The following is a 19107-nucleotide window of genomic DNA, read 5'->3' as shown; positions in this document are numbered from 1 at the left end:
ATAGAGAAAGGAGTTTTTTATGTATCTAAAAAAATTAAAAATTATCAATTGGCAGTGTATAGAATATACTAAATTAGATTTTGAGAACCTTATGCTTTTTATAGGACCAGCTAATAATGGAAAATCCAGTATTATGTCTTCTATAATGTTTTTTTTAGGTTATCGTAATTTAAGAACAAAAGATATACGAAATCAAAATATTCTTTTGGAATTAGAAGGAAGTTTCTCTAACTTTTCTAAAAAAACATTTAAAGAATTAAAAGAATATATATACAATAAAGAATTAAAAATAAGAATAATAAAATATCCTAATCATGAAATTCAGTATAAAATAGGCAGAAATAGAGAGTGGACTGAAATAAACTATGACACATATATTAGTATTGTTTCTAATATTCCTATTCTTTTTATTCCACCTTTTACAGAGAATGAACAAGCAGAATACTTTATTACTTCTTTTTTAAACATATTGAAAAAAAGAAATATAGATGAAAAGTTTGTATTGAATGAAATAAAAAATTTATCTAGTACCTTAACAGCTGAATATGTAAGTAAGGGATTGTATAGAGCTTTATTATTTGAACTATTTAGAGCATTAACTATAGAATCTAAAAAAATTGAAACAAGTATAATAGAGAATACTATGATATTTTTTGAAGAACCTGAATTATATCTTCATCCACAAGCAGAAAAAGAGCTATACGACTGTTTCATTACATTAAGTAAATTAGGGTTACAATTATATATTTCTACTCATTCAAGTAATTTTATAAGTTTAAAACACTATAAATCCATATGTATTATAAGAAATGCTGATAATGGCAGTAGAGCTTTTCAATTTAAGGGGAGACTTTTTTCTGGTGATGAGGTAAAATACTTTAATATGAATTATTGGATAAACCCTGATCGAAGTGAACTTTTCTTTGCTAAAAAAGTTATTTTAGTTGAAGGGCAGACAGATAAAATAGTTCTTGGATATCTTTCTAAAAAATTAGGAATTTATAAGTATGATTATTCTATTCTCGAATGTGGTAGTAAAAGTATTATTCCACAATTTATAAAGCTTTTAAATGCTTTTAAATTGCCATATACTGCCATATATGATAAAGATAATCATCTTTGGAGAACTGAATTAGAAATAGAAAATTCAAATTTAAAAAATCATTCTATTCAAAAAAGTATCAATTATGATTTTGGTGATTTTATTGAATTTGATAATGACATAGAAGAGGAACTTTATAGTGAAAAAAGAGAAAGAAAAAATTATAAAAATAAACCTTTCAATGCTCTTAAAACAGTTTCAGAAGAAAATTATAAAGTTCCAGCTCAATTGGAAAAAAAGATAAGAAAAATATTCAGTTAAATAAAATGTTCTAGGGGGATTTATGACCAATTCAATTTTTCATAAAAAGAAAAAAAGAAGTACTTTGCCTAAAATTATTTTTATTCTTATAGTAGGGATAATCTTTTTTAAAATAAAAGTAGATAAAGAAGTAGGAAAGGAATTAGACAGTTTCAATAATGTAAAAGTTTATTTCAATGGATTTCCAACTAAATCTTTTGGAAGAAATCTTTCTGAAGATGGCTATAATATTGGGATGAAGTTTCAATGTGTAGAATTTATAAAACGATATTATTACGAATACTATAAACATAAAATGTCTGATACTTATGGAAATGCTAAAGATTTTTATGATAATAAACTAAAAGATGGAGATATGAATCTTAAAAGAGGATTATTACAATTTTCTAATCCCAGTTTTAAAAAACCTTCTGTTGGAGACATAGTAATATTCAAGCCATATATTTTAAATCGCTATGGTCATGTTGCTATAATATCAAAAGTTGATGAAAGTACTATTGAAATTATTCAGCAAAATGTTTGGAAAAAAACTAGAGAAAATTTAAAGCTTATTCATACTAATGATCTCTGGTATATTGAATCTAAAAGAATTATGGGAAGATTATCTCTTTCTGATATAAATTAAACTTTTCTTTTTTAATAAAAAAATAGAACTTTATTAGAATAGTAAAAAAGCTAACTTAGAAATTGAAGTAAAATTTTTAAATTTACTTTTTTCTCCTAGTTAGCTTATTAATTTTATATAACTAAATTCTTTTTCTAAACATATCCAATTCATTTAATTCTGTATCTATAGTTATTTTTACAAAAGAATTAGGGTTTGCTGCCTCTACCTCTTCTCCTTCTTTTCCTCTTGTAATAAGAGTCATTTTAGGAAGAATTATCTCTCTTACATTTATTCCTGGACTTACTACTTCTAGTTTTTCTCCAACTTCTAATCTATTTCTTATAGCAAGAATATATTCATTTTTTGAAAGTTTTTTCTCTACTTTTGCCACTAATTGATGAGATTGACTATACGAATTTCTATCATTATAATTTTGTCCGTCTACACCAGGTTTTCCCATATAAAATCCATCTGTATATGATCTATGTGAAACAGATTCCAATTCTTCCAACCATTTAGGATTAAATTTATAGTTTCCAGAATAGTAACTATCTATAGCATCTCTATATACTTTTACACAGTTAGCTACATAATATATCCCTTTCATTCTTCCTTCAATTTTAAGTGAATCTACTCCAATATCAAGAATTTTATCTATAAATTCTATTGTGCATAAATCTTTTGAATTGAATATATATGTTCCATGATCATCTTCAAATACAGGCATATACTCTCCAGGTCTTGTCTCCTCAACAAGAGAATATTTCCATCTGCAAGACTGAGCACAGTCACCTCTATTAGCATCTCTTCCAGTCATATAATTACTTAATAAGCATCTTCCAGAAATAGACATACACATAGCTCCATGTATAAATACTTCAAGTTCTATATCTGGTACTTTAGCTCTTATCTCTGCTATATTATCCAAAGATATTTCTCTTGCTAACACTACTCTTTTTGCTCCTAAATTTCTCCACATCTGTACAGAACGCCAGTTTGTATTACTTGCTTGAGTACTTACACTAATACACAAGTCAGTATTTTCCTTTACTATCTGAAACACGCCTAAATCAGCAACTATTACCCCATCTATTCCAATTTTTTCTAAAAATTTTACATAGTCAGGTAAAAGATCTAACTCATCATTATGTGGTATTATATTCAAAGTAACATATACTTTTTTTCCTAAATTATGTGCGTAAGTCACTGCTTCTTCTAATTCTTCATCAGAAAAATTGCTGCTTCCTGCTCTCAGGTTAAACATTTTTCCCCCTAAGAACACTGCATCAGCTCCATAATGGATAGCCATTTTAAACTTCTCCATATTTCCCACTGGAGCTAATAATTCTGCTTTTTTCACTTTATCATTCCTCTCTTAACTATTCTATTTTATTTGTATAATCTCCAAACTTTGTAAGTTCATGGAAAAATCTCAATTTAACTGTTCCTGTTGGACCATTTCTATGTTTACCAATAATTACCTCAGTTATTCCTTTGTCATCTGTTTCTTCATTGTAGTAATCATCTCTATATAAAAACATTACCATATCAGCATCTTGCTCTATGGCTCCAGACTCTCTCAGGTCTGAAAGCATTGGTCTTCTGTCAGCTCTCTGCTCTGTAGCCCGTGATAACTGTGAAAGAGCTATAATAGGTACATCAAGCTCTCTGGCAATTCCTTTAAGTGATCTTGATATATCAGATATCTCTTGTTGTCTGTTTTCTGTTTTTCCACTGCTTCCTTTTATCAGCTGTAAATAGTCAATAAGTATCATATCTAATTTCCCAGCTGCTTTCAATCTTCTGGCAATGGCTCTTATTTCAAGTACTCCCAGATTAGGTACATCTGCTATATTTATTTCTGTATTAGATAATCTTCCACTAGCTATTCCCAATCTTCCCCAGTCTTCTGGAGCTAGAAATCCTGTTTTTATTTTCTGGAGTCCTATTCCTGCCTCTACAGCAAGAAGTCTTTGAAGTAACTGAGAACTTGACATCTCCATACTGAATAAAAGTACTGCTTTGTCACTTTTCAATGCAGCATTAAGTGCAAGATTCAATGCAAAGGCAGTTTTTCCCATTGCTGGTCTGGCTGCAAGTATTATGAGATCAGATGGCTGAAATCCGCTTGTCATTTGATCAAAATCTGTAAATCCTGATGAAATACCTATTGTAGTTCCCTTATTCGCATATACTTTTTCAAGTCTGAGGAATTCATCAGACATAGCATCTCTTATTTTTACCAGATCTTTTGACTCACTATTTTCTGATATCTTGAATATCATTCCCTCTGCTCTATCCAAAATACTTTCAGCTTCTTCATATCCGCTATAAGTCATTTCTACTATTTTAGTCCCAACATCTCCCAGCCTTCTTAAAATAGCTTTTTCTTTAACTATCTTTGCATAAGCAGTAATATTGGCAGCAGTAGGAACTTCTTCTACTATATCATAGAAAATCTGTTCCCCTCCTACCTCTTCAAATTTTTCATTTTTTCTTAGTCTATTCATTACTACTAGAGGATCAAGAGCCTCTCCTTTATTGTATATCTCCCTCATAGTTTCATAAATTATCTTATGAGCATTCTTATAAAAATCATCAGGAGAAAGTATCTCTATTATATCACCAAATACATCCTGTTTAAGGAATATACCTCCTAAAACAGATCTCTCAGCCTCTAGATCACTTGGAATTTTTCTCAAATTTTCAATTTCTGGCATTTTTTCTCCTTATTTTAACAAAAAAAAATTATTGAGCTTTTGCTACAATTTTAACTTCTGCTTTTACATCAGTGTGAAGCTTTATAACTGCAGTATGTTCTCCTAAGCTTTTTATATTACATTCTATTTTTTTTCTATCAATAGCTACACCAAAAGTTTGTTCTATTGCTGCTGAAACTTCTTTATTAGTAATAGCTCCAAATAGCTTCCCATTTTCTCCAATTTTTACTCCAATTTCTATTTTTTTAGATTCAAGTTGTTTTTTTAATTCTATTGATTTTTCTTTATCTTCTTGAAGTTTTTTTTCTTCTCTTTTCCTTCTATTCTCTATTTTTTTTAATTCCTCTTCAGTTGCTATCATACCTTTTTTATTTTTTATTAAGAAATTATGAGCATAACCATCTGAAACAGTTATTAGGTCTCCTTTTCTTCCTTGTCCTGCTACATCCTGTGTTAAGATAACTTGTATTTTTGCCATCCACTTTTCCTCCAAATTATTTTTTTTCATTAAATATTACTTTATCCAACTTAAATCCTGAAAGTACCCCTATCACAAAAGCCAAGAAAGGAAACATCACAGAAGTAAAAATTGCTATAAAGCTATTTAAAATTCTTATTTTTAATATTTTATTTAACATTGTATAAATAGTTTTTAATCCAAAAAATATAAATATCACTTTTCCTATTTCCATTAAATTATATATGTAGAAATTTTCTATCTTAAATATCTTCCATGCGAAAAATGCTACTATATAAATTAATACCCATCCATATGATATTTCCCAATTCCCATAATCTTTCTTATCCAAAGAAAAATATGTCATAAATGAACACAGCATTGAATATGTAAACATAAGCCATAAGGAATTAGCTTTTAACTCTTTAAATATCAGTTGAACATCTTCCATACTGAAATTTGTTCTCTGTTGATACATCTCCATGAGTGTTCCTATATTAGCATCTATATCCTTTTTAATAAGAAAAAATATTCCCATCATAAATATTGTCACAACTATTGCTGTAATGGTTACTCTATCAAATTTCTTTACATAATAATTTATTTTTTCAAAATAGTAATAGAAGAGTTCTATTACTATAAAAAATCCTATATATATACTTAAAAGCATGGGGTTCATCAATATTATGAGCATAATAGTAATAATATTGATCAATACTTTTTGTCTAAAATCTAATTCTTTCATTTTTTTTATCTTATAAACTGGCAATAAAAAACTAAATATTGGCATCATAAGAGAAATCATAAATAATGCTGCTACTGCCATTCCATGAACTACAAACATTTTTCCCCCTGTTTTTATTAGTATTTACTTCATAATTTCTCCACCAAAAAAATCTACAATTTTTTTAGTAAAATCATTTTCACCTTTGTTAACTTCTCTCTTTTTCCCAATAAGTATATATTTTACTTTTATTTTGGGATTAATCACTTTTTTCACTACCTCTAAAAATGCATCATCATAAACACTTGTTTCCATTTGTTCCTTAGCAAAAGAATTTTCACTTTCAAATCCAATAAACAATGTATCTCTTTCAATTTTATATGGTTTAGCACTTATTAAAAATGCCCCTAATGTTATTTTTTCTTTTTTAGCTTCTTCAACTATATCTTTCCATTGACTTATTACATATTCCAAAGTTAATCCTGAAAGATCAGCAATTTCTTCAGTATTAGAAGTATCTTGATATATAGTTACTGGTTTTTCAACTATTCTTTCTACTATTTTTTCTTGAATAGTGGTAACTTTACTGCTCAAAAGATTATTGATAACTACATATCCAACCATTCTTTTATCTTCTTCATATTTAAATTTATTTAAAGAATCGTAAACAGCTCCAATTATTTCAAGTCCTTTATCAACTTCCAGTTCTGATTTACTCATAAGAGTTTTACAATACTTGGCAAAATCTTTAAAGAATAACTCTATCTCTAAAGATTCACTCCAAAACTCATTAAGCATCCTTACAAGTTCTTTATATTTTTTTTCTATAACATTATCTAAAAATTCTTTCATTTTCTTTACTGGAGTTACTCCAAGAACTTTTTCACACTTTTCTAAAGTTATTTCTTCATCTAAGCAAGTTATCATAAGTCTTTCTAATATAGAAGTTGCATCTCTCATACTTCCACCAGAATTTTCATAAATCAGTTCTAATACATCATCAGGTACAGAAACACTTTCATTTTTAGATATCTCTCCAAGTTTTTCTTTCATTTCAGCTGGAGAAAGTGTTTTAAAATCATATCTCTGACATCTTGAAATAATAGTTGGTAATATTTTATCTGCTTCTGTTGTTGCCAATATAAAAATTACATGTTCAGGTGGCTCTTCCAGTGTTTTTAAAAGAGCATTAAAAGCCTCTTTTGTGAGCATATGTACTTCATCTATAATATATATTTTTTTTCTTCCTTTTGAAGGTTGATAATTTATTTTTTCTTTTAATTGTCTGATTTCATCTATTCCTCTATTAGAGGCAGCATCGATTTCAATCATATCCATAAAACTTCCATCATTTATTGATAAACAGTTTTCACATTTATTACAAGGTTCATCTGTAATACCATTCTCTAAGCAATTGACACCTTTAGCTATAAGTCTGGCTATTGTAGTTTTTCCCACTCCTCTCGGACCTGTGAAAAGATATGCATGGGAAGTTTTACCATTTCTTAGTGAAGTTTTCAAAGTTTTTACTATTTCCTTTTGTCCTGCTATCTCTTCAAAATTTTTAGGTCTATATTTTCTATATAATGTTATATGCATTTCATCCTACTCCAAACCATAATTGCTCATTTTTGTCCTTAATGTATTCCTCGTTATTCCTAATATTTCTGCTGTTTCTACTTTTTTACCATTAGTCATTTCTAGTACTTGATGTATAATCTCTTTTTCTACTTTTGAAATAATATTTCCATAGTAACCTTTCTGATTATTTATTTTATACATCTCCATCTCTACTTTTATCCATTCCTTAAGAGCACTTGTTTGTACATCTCCTTTTCTTTTTGTAACCTTTGTTCCCAATACATTGCTTGGAAGATCCTCTATAAGTATGGAACCTCCTCTACATAACGCTACAGCAGATTTAACTGCGTTTTTAAGTTCATTTACATTTCCAGGCCAGTCATATCTCAATATCTTTTTCAAGGCTGGCTTACTTACACCTTTTATATTTTTATGAAGTTCCTCATTACATTCTATTAGATAATGATCTATTATTAAAGGTATATCATCCTTTCTTTCTCTTAATGGTGGAATATTTATCTCAAGAACTTTTAATTTTCTATATAATTCGTCAATAAATTTACCTTGATTTATAAGTTCTTCAAGATTCTCACTTGTGCTAGCTGCAACTCTTAAATCAATCTTAATGGGATCAGCTCCTCCCATTCTAAAGAATTCTCCCTCTTCTAAGAAATAAAGTATCTTAGATTGTAAATCTAAACTTAAAGATTCTACATTTCCTAAATGAAGTGTTCCTCCATTAGCTTTTTCAAGGTCTCCTATTTGAGAAAAAACAGCCCCAGTAAATGCTCCTTTTTCATAACCAAACATTTTTCTTTCCAATAATTCATTTTGAAAAGAAGTACAGTTAATACTTATAAGTGGTTCATTTGACCAATCACTAAATTGATGGATAGATTTTGCTACACTTGTTTTTCCAGTTCCTTTTTCTCCTACCACTAAAACAGGTACTCTGCTGTTTGCAACTTTTCCTATCATTTTATATAATTCTACTATCTCTTTTGTCTGCCCTATAAGTTTATCTCCAGAACTTTTATGTTTATCTACTCTTTCGGCTAACAATTTATAATCTTTTACAGATTTTTCTATTATTTTTATAACAGTATTATTATCAACTGGTTTTAATATATAATCATATGCTCCAGCTTTTACACTCCCTGCTACTACTTTTAAATTAGAAGTTTCTCCAAGAATTATTATAACACCTTTTTTTTGATATTCTCCTACTTTTTTTACTAAATTAATAAGAGCTTCTTCTTGAAGATTTCTCTCTTCTATAACTATAGTTTCAAACTTTTTGTTTTTTAGATATTCTATAAAATCAGTTATATTTTCTGCGAAAGTTAATTCATTCTCAAAATTATTTTCTAATTCCTCTTTTAAACTTCTATCTAATCTAAACCCTAAAAGAATCAAACCATCCACCTCACAAATTAATTTTTTCCTCTTAATGTAAAATTATATTCCAGTATAACATCACCTTTTACATTCATTCCATTTTTACTCAAATATATCTTCCAAGTTCTTCCTATCTCTTCTATAGAACTATTGATTTCTGGAACTCCACTTCCTTTTTCTAAAAATAAAGAATTTACATTTCCATTCTCATCAATGTTCATCCTTATCTTTACTGTTCCATGTAATCCTCTTAATTGAGCACTCTCAGGATACACAGGTTCTCTATTAGTATTATCCCATCTAGCAACAATATTTCCATCCTCTGTTCCAAGTCTATATCCACTTGGAAGCCCCTCTACATCTCCATCAGCTTTTAATATTCTTTCAAATTCCAAATCTTTTCCTTCTTCTGAGTTGAATGCAAGCTTTCCATTTTCTTCAACTAAAAATTGCTCTTTGCCTTGAATATTTGTATCTGAATCAGATGTTAAATCTAGTTTTTCTCCAACAAGATTATCTTTTGAAATAATTCCTTCCTTATCATTATTTTGTCTTTTAGGAATTGTTTTTACTTTTTCTCTAGTAACAGAATGGCCTATATCATTTATTCCAGACAAAACATCTATTTCAGGACCAGATATAGATTTAGCTATATCGCTTAAAGTTGGTTTTTTTTCAGGCTCTTTAGGTTTTACTTGTGTAACAGGTTCTTTTTTTACTGTACTTTCTTTTTTGACCTGAGTTTCAACTTTTTCTGTCTTTTTTCTAGTTTCAGCTGTAAGATTTTTAGTTTTAGAATTTGTATTTTTAGTTCCTTCCATTTTTATTCTACTGTTATTATCATAAGAAACTAATCCAACTTTAATTTTTTTATCTACTATTGTTTCAACTGAAAGACTAGGTATAAGTAATATGATAAGCAGGTTTAGAAGTATAGAAAGACCAAAACTTACATAATCGACTCTTTTCATAATCCTCTCCTTATTTACTGCTTGCTGTATCAATATCCAGTGAAGCTGCTCCTGCCTCTTTAGAAATAGTCATTATTTCTACTATAAAACCATAATCTAAATTTTTATCAGCACTTATTACTATATTCTTTTCTTCTGATTCTTTTAATTTATTCTCAAGCTCTGTTTTTAAGTTGTTCTTATTTACTTTAATTTTTTGACTTTTTCCTTTTTCCTTAAAGTTAAGAACAATTTCTTTATTTTTATTTATTGCAACTTGTATTTCCTTTATATTTTTTATCTCTCTGATTGTAGATTGTGGTAAATCTATTTTAATCCCACTGTTAATATCTTCAAAAGTAGTAGCAACCAGAAAAAATATTAATAAAAGAAACACAACATCAATAAGGGGAGTTATTTCTAATGCTAATTCTCCCTTTCCACGTCTTTTTGTTCTTTCAATTTTCATAATTTCTCCTATCGTCTGAAGTAATTTATCAGTTCTGTACTAGTCTTTTCCATATCATTTATTATTTCATCTATCTTTTTATTAAAATAATTATAGAAAATAGTAGCAGGGATAGCTACAAAAAGTCCACCAGCAGTAGTGAACAATGCCTCAGATATACCTTTTGCCAAAACCGAAGCATCTCCTGTCCCATGAATAGACACTGCCTGAAATGCCTTAATCATTCCTGTAACAGTTCCTAATAGCCCCAATAAAGGAGTTATATGAGCAACTAATGAAAGTATCCACATATGCTTTTCTAAAAGAGGTATTTGTGCCATTGCACTTTCCTTTCCTTTTTCTTCTAGCATAATAGGATCTTTACTATTACTTTTATAATATTGTATCAATATATCTTTCAAAACTCTAGCAGCTGAAGCTTTTTTATTATTCAATAAGACTATTGCTTCTTTTATAGATCCTTTTTCTATAAGTTGCCTAAGTTCTGGATTTATTTTATTAAAACTATCTTTTTCACTAAGTTTAAAATAAATAAACCTCTCTATTACTACAGCTAGTCCTATGATAGACATAGCCAAAATGAAATACATTAAAATTCCACCATTTTTAATCCAATACATATTTATTTCTCCTTTATACTGCTTTATGCAAATTTAATTAAAGTGCTATAATTAAAACTACTACTCCCAAAGCTCCTATTATATATTTAAGAAATGATTTTTTTTCTACACCTTGTGATAATTCATCTTCTAAAGCTGATTTTTCATTTTGAACTACTTTTATTTTTTGCTGTTGATTTTTAAGATTTTCTCCTGAAAGTTCAACTGATCCAGAATCAATTTTTTGTCCTTTTAAAAGCATTTCTTTTGTTTCTATTTCCTTCATTTCAAGCTGCTCTTTGTTAACACCAGTTACTTCTTTGTCTATTGCAGTCATACTATCCTCTGCACTCACTACAAGAGCACTTAATAAAAATAAAAATACTACTAATTTTTTCATTTATTTTCCTCCTCTTTAAAAAAGTCTGCATATTTTTCTGCTTTTTTAGCATTGATTGCTTTTAATTCTAAATAATATTTTTTACCATCTACTTTATTTTCAGCTTTTAAAGCAAAATAGATCATCTTTTCAAGAACAAATTCTTTATAAATAAGTTTTTTATCAAGATCATAAAGTTCTTTATACAATACTTCTGCATCTTTTTCTTTGCCCATTTTTTCATTCAATTGAGCTGCTTTCAATTTTGATACTTGAGAATATTTTCCATTATACATAACATATCCTTTTGTATATCCTCTCAAAGCTTCTTCATTTTTCTTTTCAATTTCATCAATAGAGGCAATTTGGAATAGTACAAGATCTTTATATATACTATTTTCCATATCATTTACTTGACTATAATATTCTCTTGCTTTTTTATAATTCTTTTCAGAAAATAGTTTAGAAGCTATATTTACACATGCATAATCTTTATATCTGCTACTTTCTAGAAGTTTTTCATATTCTTTCATTGCAGCTTCTTTATTATTCTGCTTTTCATAGATAAGAGAATTATAATAACTCTTAGAATCTATATTCGTTATTTCTTCTATATATTTTTTTGCTTCTTCAATATTATTTTTACTTAAATGTATATCCAATATTTTAGAAGCAGTATTTTCTTTAACTACTTTATCTTCCGAAGTTGAAAGAAGTTCTCTGTAATTTTCGAGAGCTTTATCATCATTATTTCCACCTTCATATACTTCTCCAGATAATATTAAAAGATTATCTCTCATCTTACTTCCAGGATACTTTACAAGAAATGCATCCTTCTCTTTTTCAAAAATTTCTGTTTCTCCTAAATTAATTAAAGTAGTAAGGTACCAATAATATGCTTTTTCTCCATACTGTCCATCAGCATATTGCTCTGCAACATGTTTATATTCTTCTCTAGCTTTCTCAAAATTCTTTTCAGCATAATAACTATCTGCAATTTGAAATCTTCCATATGCTTCAAATTCTGGGGATGTAGAAAGTTTATTATAGTATTCTCTGCTTTTTTCAAAGTTATCTAACCTAAAATAACTGATAGCTAATTTATCCATTATCTCATTTTTTCCCTCTGGGTTTTCTAATGAAAGATATTCCTCACCATATTTTATAGCATCTTCATATTTTCCCCACAAGAAATAATTCCTCATTTTATTAAATTTTACCTTTGTTAGAAGAGCAGTATCAGAAGTGTTATCTGTTTCTAATTGATTAAAAGCTGTTTCTGCTTCAGCATATTTTCCCATTCCTACAAAAGCTATTCCTTTTAAGTATGTATTTTCTTTTGAATTTTCTATTCCCTCATCATTTAAGTATGTTAGCATTTCATCATATCTCTGTTCACTTAGTAAAGAAACAATAAGATTATTTAAAATACTAAAATCCTTATCAGTAGCTAAAAACTCTTTATATACTTCTATTGCTTCTGGTACTTTATTTCTTTTATAATATGCTTCTCCTACAGAAAAATATACATTTCTTTTATATTCTTTGTCATCTGAGTATTTAGTTTTATATTCTGCAAATCTTCTTGCAATATCATCAATATCTCCAGCCTTATTATCTATGACTATTATTCTATAGAGGTTTTCTTTATTTGGATTTCTTGCATAGAGCCTTCCATAATAATCTTTTGAAAGTGTATACTCTCCAATTTCATAAGCTGAATTGGCTATCATTAAATTAATATTATCAGTATCTTGCTGGTTCACAACTACTCTTTTTACTTCATCTCTGTTTCTCACTATTTTTTTATAATTTTTTAATTTGTAATCAATTGCAAAAATATAATATAATGATTGATTATAATAAGTAGTATTTCTTAATCCTTCAAAATATTTTTGAGCTTCCTTTAATCTATTTAATTTATACAATGAAAATCCATATCCATACATAAGTTTTGGATCATTTGGAGTATTAGTTTTTGAATAATAACTAACAGCTTTCTCATATTCTCCTTTTGTAGCATAAAGATCTCCTATCATCCTCATTGCCTCACCATACTCTTTTGTATTTTCAAGCATAGTAAGATACTTCTGCATGGAGTTAACATCTCCTCTATTACTGTATATTTCTATTAAACTTAATATAGATTTTTTACCATATGAGCTTGTTTTATCTTTGTTAGTAACCTTTTGAAAATATATTACTGCTTCTTCTGTTGAATTCAATTTATAGTAAGCTGACCCATACAAATAGTTTAAAAGTGATTGATTATTATTTTTATCTTTCCCATTTGAATATTCGTCCAAGAATAAAAGAGTTCTTTTATAATCTGCTTTATTATATGATGACATTGCCATACTCAAAACAGCTTCACTATAATATTTTTTATTTATCTGTATTACTTTTTGAAATAATTCTTCTGCTTTTGGGTAATTTTCTTTAGCTAAATAAGTCATTCCAGAATCATATAAAGCTCTTTCATAAAAATCACCATTTTTATCTAAAGATTCCATATAAAAATCACTATTTGTTACATCTCCTAATGCTGTATAACTTTTCATAAGATAAAAATTTATTTCATCTTTCTCTTTGGCTTTTACATCATTATTCATTAAAATAATTTTAAAATATTTTACAGCATTATTATAATCTTCCTGAAGAAAATATGTCTTTGCTATTCTATCTTGAATATTCCTTGTATATCTAGAATCAGGATATCTTTTTAAAAAGCTCACAGATTCTGTTATAGCCATTGAGAATTTTTTCTGTTTGTAAAGTTCATCTAAGAATGCAATATCTTCTCTCTCTGAGGCAACTAAAATGATATTTGTGCTTAATAGTAATGCAAGTATCAAATGTATCTTTTTCACATTTCTCCTCCTTGAGTTTTATATATTTCTTTTAAAAAACTCCTTATTTTTTCTCCAGAAACTGTTGTATTTATACATGGTTCATTTATAATTTTGTTAAATATACCATATACTTTTATAGGAAAAGCATCATGTATTCCTGACATAATATCTCTCTTACATGCTACTGCAACTACTAAATCTGGCTTTAATTCCTTTATATATTTTCTGGCAAGAGTTCCTCCTGTAGCTATTTTTATTTCTATTGGAAATTCTTTTTTCATATTTAAAAGTTCTCCTATTACACATTGACCACAATTCTTACAGTTTTCTATATTAGATGTTACTTTATATGGACATGTATATTTTTGAACACAATGTGGGAGTAAAATTAATAGTTTTTTTATTTCCTTTCCTTTTAAAGAAGATATTACTTTTTTATTGTTATAATCTAAAAATTTTATAGCTACATTATTTACCTCTATTTCCTTCTTTTTCCTATCTACAAGTAAAAATAACAGATAGTAAAAATCATACACTATTTTTCTAAAAAAATTACTATTCATCTTTTTACCTCTTCAAAATTATTAAGGAAATTATAGCATATTTAAGTCCATATTTCAAACAATCAAAAATTAATCATTAAGAAAAAATAGAGCTAATATTTTCTATTAGCTCTCATTTAAAATTAATCTTTTAATGCTAGTGGCATTACTATATAAATATAATTATTATCATTTTCTTTTTTTATTTTAACTGAACTATTTGAACTAATAAAATTAAGCATAATATTACTTTCTTTATTTAAATTTTGTATAAAATCAGAAAGAAATTTAGCATTTAAAGATATTTTTATTCTATCTCCTTCATATTCTACTTCTAACTGTTCATTTATCTTAGCAATATCATTGACACCATTTACTTTTAATTCCTTTCCTTCAAGTTCAAAAGTTGCTCCATACTTTGACTCTGCATTATTTCTCACAAATATTATTATTCTTTTAAGAACTTTTAAAAACTTGTCACTATTTATAATAAGAGTTTTATTGTATGTATCATTCCCTAGTATTCCTCTATAGTTAGGAAATGCCAAATCAATAACTCTACTGATTATAAGAGTATCTTCTAATTTAAAATATACTTGCTTATTATAAAAGTAAAATTTTATTTCTGTTTCTTCTATACTTCTTAAAAGTTTTGCTAAAGCTTCTACTGTATTTAAAGGAATACTTACTCCAAGTTTTTCATTCACTTTTTCTAACTCTTTTTCTAAAAATACAAGCCTGTAAGTATCTGTAGTTATAAATTTCAGATTATTTTCTTCACTTTCTAATCTAACACAATTTATAGAAAGATTGTCGCTTGAACCAGAAGCAGCAAATTTTACTTTTTCAAATATATCAGCTAACTCTATACTATTCATTTTAAATTCTTCTTGTCTTTGGAAAAAATCAGCTTCTACAAGTATTTTTGGAAAATCATCTGCTTCCATAAGTGAAAATTCAGAAGCAGAATCAGAACTCTCAATAAAAAGATTATTGTCTCTTACACTTAAAGTCACAATTTCATCTTTTATTTCTCTTAAATACTCATCTACTAATTGATGTTGAAAAACTATTTTTCCTTCTTCTACTACTTCTTCACATTTCATTTCTGTAGTAATAGTAGTTTCAAGATTAGTTCCACAAAAAAATAGACTTTCTCCTCTTGTTTCTATATAAGCACAAGAAATTATTGGCTTTATCTTATTTTCATTTATGGCTTTTTCAACTATTTTTAATCTTTTTAAAAAATCCTGTCTTTTTAATTTTACAATCACTTTTTTTCCTCCTGTTTAAGCTTCTAAAAAAGGTCACCTTTTAATTCTTTAGTATATTTTGATCTAAGTTTTTGTAAAGTTTTTTTCTCTATCTGTCTTACTCTTTCTCTTGTTATATTAAGAGTATTACCAATCTCTTCTAAAGTGTGTATTTCATACCCATCTAAGCCATATCTCAATTTGAGTATTTCTTTTTCACGTTCTTCTAATTGATTGACCATATCTCTTACTTGTTTTCTACCCATTTCGTTAAAAATTTCCTCTTCCATAGAAAAGTCTTCTTGTTGAGCTAAAGTGTCTTCAAGATAAATATCATCTCCTATTTGTGTACTTAAAGACATTGGATCTTGAAAATCCATTATTATATCTTGGACTTTTTCAGCTTCTATATTTAATTCTGCAGCTATTTCTTCTACTGATGGATAATTGCCTTCATCTTTTAATCGTGACATAACATAACGGTTGACTTTATTTAGCAGGTCATATTTGTATGATGGAATTCTTATTTCTCTTCCTTTTACTATAACAGCTTTACTTATGGATTGCTTAATCCACCATACTGCGTATGTTGAAAATCTAAAGCCTTTTGTAATATCAAATTTTTCTATTGCATAAATAAGCCCTAAATTTCCTTCACTAATTAAATCTATGAAACTCAAGCCTTTATTTACATATCCTTTTGCAATATTAACAACTAATCTGAGATTAGATAAAATCAATTGATCTTTAGCCTCTTCATCTCCAGCTTTAGCTTTAATTAAAAGGTTTAATTCCTCATCTTTATCTAATATTTTATATTTTCTTATATCTGCCAAATAAAGTGAAATAAGATCCTTTTCTATCATTATGATTCCCCACTTTTATCAATTTTATTTTAGTAAAATTCCTCTTTTAAAGTTCTCTCCATAAGTTCTTCTACCATATTTCCAGCATTTGCATTTTTATATATGATATTGTATGTGGCTTCTAATATTGGCATTGAAATATTAAGTTTTTGAATCTGTTCATATACTGCCTTTACTGTTGGAACACCTTCAGCAACCATAGTCATTTCATTTAAAATAGTTTGTATATCTTGTCCCTTTCCTAAACATTCTCCAACATGTCTATTTCTACTGTGCTTACTTGCACATGTTACTATTAAATCACCTATTCCACTGAGTCCAGAAAAAGTTATTTCTTTAGCACCACAGGCTTTTCCATATCTTATCATTTCAGCTATTCCCCTAGTTATCAATGCAGCCTTTGTATTATCTCCAAATCCCATTCCATCTGCAATACCAGCTCCTATAGCCAAACAGTTTTTTACAGCAGCACCTAATTCTACTCCTATCACATCTTCACTTAAATATACTCTAAATACTTTGCTATTAAAAAGTTCCTGTATTTCAGCAGCCTTTTCTCTTTCACCAGCTGCAACTATAGTTGTTGGTATTCCAACTGCTACTTCTTCTGCATGTGTAGGCCCAGATAAAACTACAATATTCTTATGAAATTTACCTTTTATTTCATCTTTCATTACTTCTGAGAGTCTCATCCCTGTTAAGACTTCTATTCCTTTAGCAGTATTGACAAGAAGCATCTCTTCAGTCAAATTGTTGGAAAATTCTCTTATTACTCCTCTCAATACTTGGGAAGGAACTGAGAATACTACATATTTTATTCCATCAAGAAGCCCTTCTTTTAAATGTGTAACCTTTAAATTATCTGGAAACTTTATACCAGGTAAGTATCTTTTATTTTCTCTATCTTTTTGTATTTCTTCTGCTCTTTCTTTATTGAATTCCCATAAAGTAATATCATAACCTTTTCTAGCTAGTACCAGTCCTAAGGCTGTTCCCCAGCTTCCTGCTCCTATGATTACTACTTTTTTCATCCCAATCACTCCTTATTTAAACTTAAATTTATTTTCTGTTCCTTCTATAAGTCTTTTAATATTTGTTCTATGTCTGTATATAACAAAAACTCCTATTAAGGTAGTCATCACTAGAAGAGGTGTTTTCCCTATTCCATATCCAACTGGACTCAATGCAGTTAAAAGTGGCAGTGCTGCTGCTGCAACAATTGATCCCAATGAAATATATCTTGTAAAATAAACTACAAGGATAAAAACTATCAGCAAAGCAAGAGTTACATTTGGCATTAAAAAAAGAAATACTCCTAAACTTGTTGCCACTCCTTTTCCGCCTTTAAAATGCAGAAAAAAAGAAAGGGAATGTCCTACAATAGCCAAAACTCCTATTAACAACAACATGTCTCCACTCACTCCATATCTGCTGGCTATAAATGGTGGAAGAAATCCCTTTAAGGCATCTGCTGCCAATACTATAAGACCATATTTTGGACCTAATACTCTATATGCATTTGTAGCTCCTGAATTTTTACTTCCATGTTCTCTTATATCTATTTTTTTAAAATATTTTCCTATCCATACTCCATTAGGAAGTGCTCCCATTACATAACCTAAAACTAAAAATAATATTTCCTTCATAATTTCTCTCCTATGTCTACATTTCCTCTACAGATTATATAAACTTCTACTAATTTTAAAAATAGATTTTTTCTTATTCTAAATTATATCATATAAAAAAAGAAGTATAAAGCTAGAATTCAAAATTCTCTATATCTTGTACATAAAACTTTATTTTTTTAAAGTTTTCAACTTTATTTTTTGTATAAATTTTATTTTAATAAAAAATTAGATCAAATTTTATAATTAAAATATAACTTACTATATAAAAAACAGCTGCCCGTAAGCAGCTATTTCATAATATTTAACTATTTTCCTTTTTTCTTAGATTTTGTAGCTTTTTTCTCAACAACTGGATTCATTTTTTCTAATAGATTTTTTCCAGCTCTAAATTTGGCAACTTTTTTAGCTTCTACTTTCATAGGTTTTTTAGTTTGTGGATTAACACAAGTTCTTGCAGCTCTTTCAGCAGCTTCAAATTTTCCAAATCCTATGAATGACACATTTTCACCTTTTACTAAAATTTCTTCAAGAGTATCTATAAACGCTTTTGTAAGTTTGTCCGCTTCTACTTTAGTTTTTATTCCAGCTTTAGTTCCAAATAATTCTACAAATTCTTTTTTTGTCATTCTTATCACTCCCAACTATTTTATATGATATTGTGTTGCTACTACTATTACAGTAGCATTTTTTTTCAATAAACTCAATAGTTTTCGTAAATT

The 19107-nt window shown here is 28.0% G+C and carries 19 protein-coding genes; 2 read left to right on the top strand and 17 right to left on the bottom strand.

Annotated features, from left to right (window positions below; all coding sequences use genetic code 11):
* Positions 1-19: 19 nt before the first annotated feature.
* Both E6771_RS08165 and E6771_RS08160 read left to right on the top strand, forming a co-directional pair.
* Positions 20-1363, top strand: a complete 1344-nt coding sequence (locus tag E6771_RS08165) for an ATP-dependent nuclease (RefSeq protein WP_316090759.1) — start codon at positions 20-22, stop codon at positions 1361-1363.
* A gap of 22 nt (positions 1364-1385) precedes the next feature.
* Entirely contained in the window at positions 1386-1988 is a 603-nt protein-coding gene (locus E6771_RS08160; protein WP_316090758.1) for a CHAP domain-containing protein, read from the top strand.
* Between the two features lie 121 nt (positions 1989-2109).
* Here the strand turns inward: E6771_RS08160 and E6771_RS08155 are convergent, their stop codons facing one another.
* The 17 genes from E6771_RS08155 to E6771_RS08075 form a co-directional block, all read right to left on the bottom strand.
* Positions 2110-3330, bottom strand: a complete 1221-nt coding sequence (locus E6771_RS08155; protein ID WP_316090757.1) for a U32 family peptidase — start codon at positions 3328-3330, stop codon at positions 2110-2112.
* 19 nt (positions 3331-3349) lie between these two features.
* Positions 3350-4690, bottom strand: coding sequence for a replicative DNA helicase (gene dnaB, locus E6771_RS08150; protein WP_316090756.1), 1341 nt, complete (start codon positions 4688-4690; stop codon positions 3350-3352).
* Positions 4691-4718: 28 nt separating this feature from the next.
* Positions 4719-5168: a 50S ribosomal protein L9 gene (gene rplI / locus E6771_RS08145; RefSeq protein ID WP_316090755.1), complete on the bottom strand. Its 450-nt coding sequence runs from the start codon at positions 5166-5168 to the stop codon at positions 4719-4721.
* 16 nt (positions 5169-5184) lie between these two features.
* A complete protein-coding gene (locus E6771_RS08140; RefSeq protein WP_316090754.1) occupies positions 5185-5991 on the bottom strand; it encodes a hypothetical protein in 807 nt (268 codons plus the stop codon).
* 24 nt (positions 5992-6015) lie between these two features.
* The gene (gene dnaX / locus E6771_RS08135; RefSeq protein WP_316090753.1) at positions 6016-7470 is read right to left on the bottom strand and encodes a DNA polymerase III subunit gamma/tau; all 1455 of its coding nucleotides are present in this window, start codon (positions 7468-7470) and stop codon (positions 6016-6018) included.
* A 6-nt stretch (positions 7471-7476) separates the two neighbouring features.
* Positions 7477-8868, bottom strand: coding sequence for a sigma-54 dependent transcriptional regulator (locus tag E6771_RS08130; RefSeq protein ID WP_316090775.1), 1392 nt, complete (start codon positions 8866-8868; stop codon positions 7477-7479).
* 17 nt (positions 8869-8885) lie between these two features.
* Complete coding sequence (locus E6771_RS08125; protein ID WP_316090752.1) at positions 8886-9821, bottom strand: energy transducer TonB; 936 nt, start codon at positions 9819-9821, stop codon at positions 8886-8888.
* A gap of 10 nt (positions 9822-9831) precedes the next feature.
* On the bottom strand, positions 9832-10269 hold the full coding sequence (locus E6771_RS08120) for a biopolymer transporter ExbD (RefSeq protein WP_316090751.1): 438 nt from the start codon (positions 10267-10269) through the stop codon (positions 9832-9834).
* An 8-nt stretch (positions 10270-10277) separates the two neighbouring features.
* Positions 10278-10889, bottom strand: a complete 612-nt coding sequence (locus E6771_RS08115; protein WP_316090750.1) for a MotA/TolQ/ExbB proton channel family protein — start codon at positions 10887-10889, stop codon at positions 10278-10280.
* 37 nt (positions 10890-10926) lie between these two features.
* A complete protein-coding gene (locus E6771_RS08110; protein WP_316090749.1) occupies positions 10927-11268 on the bottom strand; it encodes a hypothetical protein in 342 nt (113 codons plus the stop codon).
* The gene (locus tag E6771_RS08105) at positions 11265-14117 is read right to left on the bottom strand and encodes a tetratricopeptide repeat protein (protein ID WP_316090748.1); all 2853 of its coding nucleotides are present in this window, start codon (positions 14115-14117) and stop codon (positions 11265-11267) included. The genes E6771_RS08110 and E6771_RS08105 overlap by 4 nt, the downstream gene beginning before the upstream one ends.
* Positions 14114-14662 carry a DUF116 domain-containing protein gene (locus tag E6771_RS08100; RefSeq protein WP_316090747.1) on the bottom strand — a complete coding sequence of 183 codons (549 nt, stop codon included), beginning with the start codon at positions 14660-14662 and terminating at the stop codon, positions 14114-14116. The genes E6771_RS08105 and E6771_RS08100 overlap by 4 nt, the downstream gene beginning before the upstream one ends.
* A 122-nt stretch (positions 14663-14784) precedes the next feature.
* Positions 14785-15915 carry a DNA polymerase III subunit beta gene (gene dnaN / locus E6771_RS08095; protein ID WP_316090746.1) on the bottom strand — a complete coding sequence of 377 codons (1131 nt, stop codon included), beginning with the start codon at positions 15913-15915 and terminating at the stop codon, positions 14785-14787.
* Between the two features lie 23 nt (positions 15916-15938).
* Entirely contained in the window at positions 15939-16760 is an 822-nt protein-coding gene (locus E6771_RS08090; RefSeq protein ID WP_316090745.1) for an RNA polymerase sigma factor RpoD/SigA, read from the bottom strand.
* A gap of 29 nt (positions 16761-16789) precedes the next feature.
* Positions 16790-17791, bottom strand: coding sequence for an NAD(P)H-dependent glycerol-3-phosphate dehydrogenase (locus E6771_RS08085; protein ID WP_316090744.1), 1002 nt, complete (start codon positions 17789-17791; stop codon positions 16790-16792).
* A gap of 12 nt (positions 17792-17803) precedes the next feature.
* On the bottom strand, positions 17804-18406 hold the full coding sequence (plsY, locus tag E6771_RS08080) for a glycerol-3-phosphate 1-O-acyltransferase PlsY (RefSeq protein ID WP_316090743.1): 603 nt from the start codon (positions 18404-18406) through the stop codon (positions 17804-17806).
* Positions 18407-18693: 287 nt separating this feature from the next.
* Entirely contained in the window at positions 18694-19014 is a 321-nt protein-coding gene (locus E6771_RS08075) for an HU family DNA-binding protein (protein WP_316090741.1), read from the bottom strand.
* Positions 19015-19107 lie beyond the last annotated feature (93 nt).

Source organism: Fusobacterium sp. (assembly GCF_032477075.1).
Taxonomy (GTDB): domain Bacteria; phylum Fusobacteriota; class Fusobacteriia; order Fusobacteriales; family Fusobacteriaceae; genus Fusobacterium_A.
This window is presented reverse-complemented; position numbering and strand designations above follow the sequence as displayed.

Bases quoted from the DNA above. Each gene is read 5' to 3' on its own strand.
- dnaB (WP_316090756.1), bottom strand. From the start codon at position 4,690: ATGCCAGAAATTGAAAATTTGAGAAAAATTCCAAGTGATCTAGAGGCT.
- E6771_RS08110 (WP_316090749.1), bottom strand. From the start codon at position 11,268: ATGAAAAAATTAGTAGTATTTTTATTTTTATTAAGTGCTCTTGTAGTG.
- E6771_RS08085 (WP_316090744.1), bottom strand. From the start codon at position 17,791: ATGAAAAAAGTAGTAATCATAGGAGCAGGAAGCTGGGGAACAGCCTTA.
- rplI (WP_316090755.1), bottom strand. From the start codon at position 5,168: ATGGCAAAAATACAAGTTATCTTAACACAGGATGTAGCAGGACAAGGA.
- E6771_RS08075 (WP_316090741.1), bottom strand. From the start codon at position 19,014: ATGACAAAAAAAGAATTTGTAGAATTATTTGGAACTAAAGCTGGAATA.
- E6771_RS08115 (WP_316090750.1), bottom strand. From the start codon at position 10,889: ATGTATTGGATTAAAAATGGTGGAATTTTAATGTATTTCATTTTGGCT.
- dnaX (WP_316090753.1), bottom strand. From the start codon at position 7,470: ATGCATATAACATTATATAGAAAATATAGACCTAAAAATTTTGAAGAG.
- E6771_RS08100 (WP_316090747.1), bottom strand. From the start codon at position 14,662: ATGAATAGTAATTTTTTTAGAAAAATAGTGTATGATTTTTACTATCTG.
- E6771_RS08125 (WP_316090752.1), bottom strand. From the start codon at position 9,821: ATGAAAAGAGTCGATTATGTAAGTTTTGGTCTTTCTATACTTCTAAAC.
- E6771_RS08165 (WP_316090759.1), top strand. From the start codon at position 20: ATGTATCTAAAAAAATTAAAAATTATCAATTGGCAGTGTATAGAATAT.
- E6771_RS08090 (WP_316090745.1), bottom strand. From the start codon at position 16,760: ATGATAGAAAAGGATCTTATTTCACTTTATTTGGCAGATATAAGAAAA.
- E6771_RS08140 (WP_316090754.1), bottom strand. From the start codon at position 5,991: ATGTTTGTAGTTCATGGAATGGCAGTAGCAGCATTATTTATGATTTCT.
- E6771_RS08120 (WP_316090751.1), bottom strand. From the start codon at position 10,269: ATGAAAATTGAAAGAACAAAAAGACGTGGAAAGGGAGAATTAGCATTA.
- E6771_RS08160 (WP_316090758.1), top strand. From the start codon at position 1,386: ATGACCAATTCAATTTTTCATAAAAAGAAAAAAAGAAGTACTTTGCCT.
- plsY (WP_316090743.1), bottom strand. From the start codon at position 18,406: ATGAAGGAAATATTATTTTTAGTTTTAGGTTATGTAATGGGAGCACTT.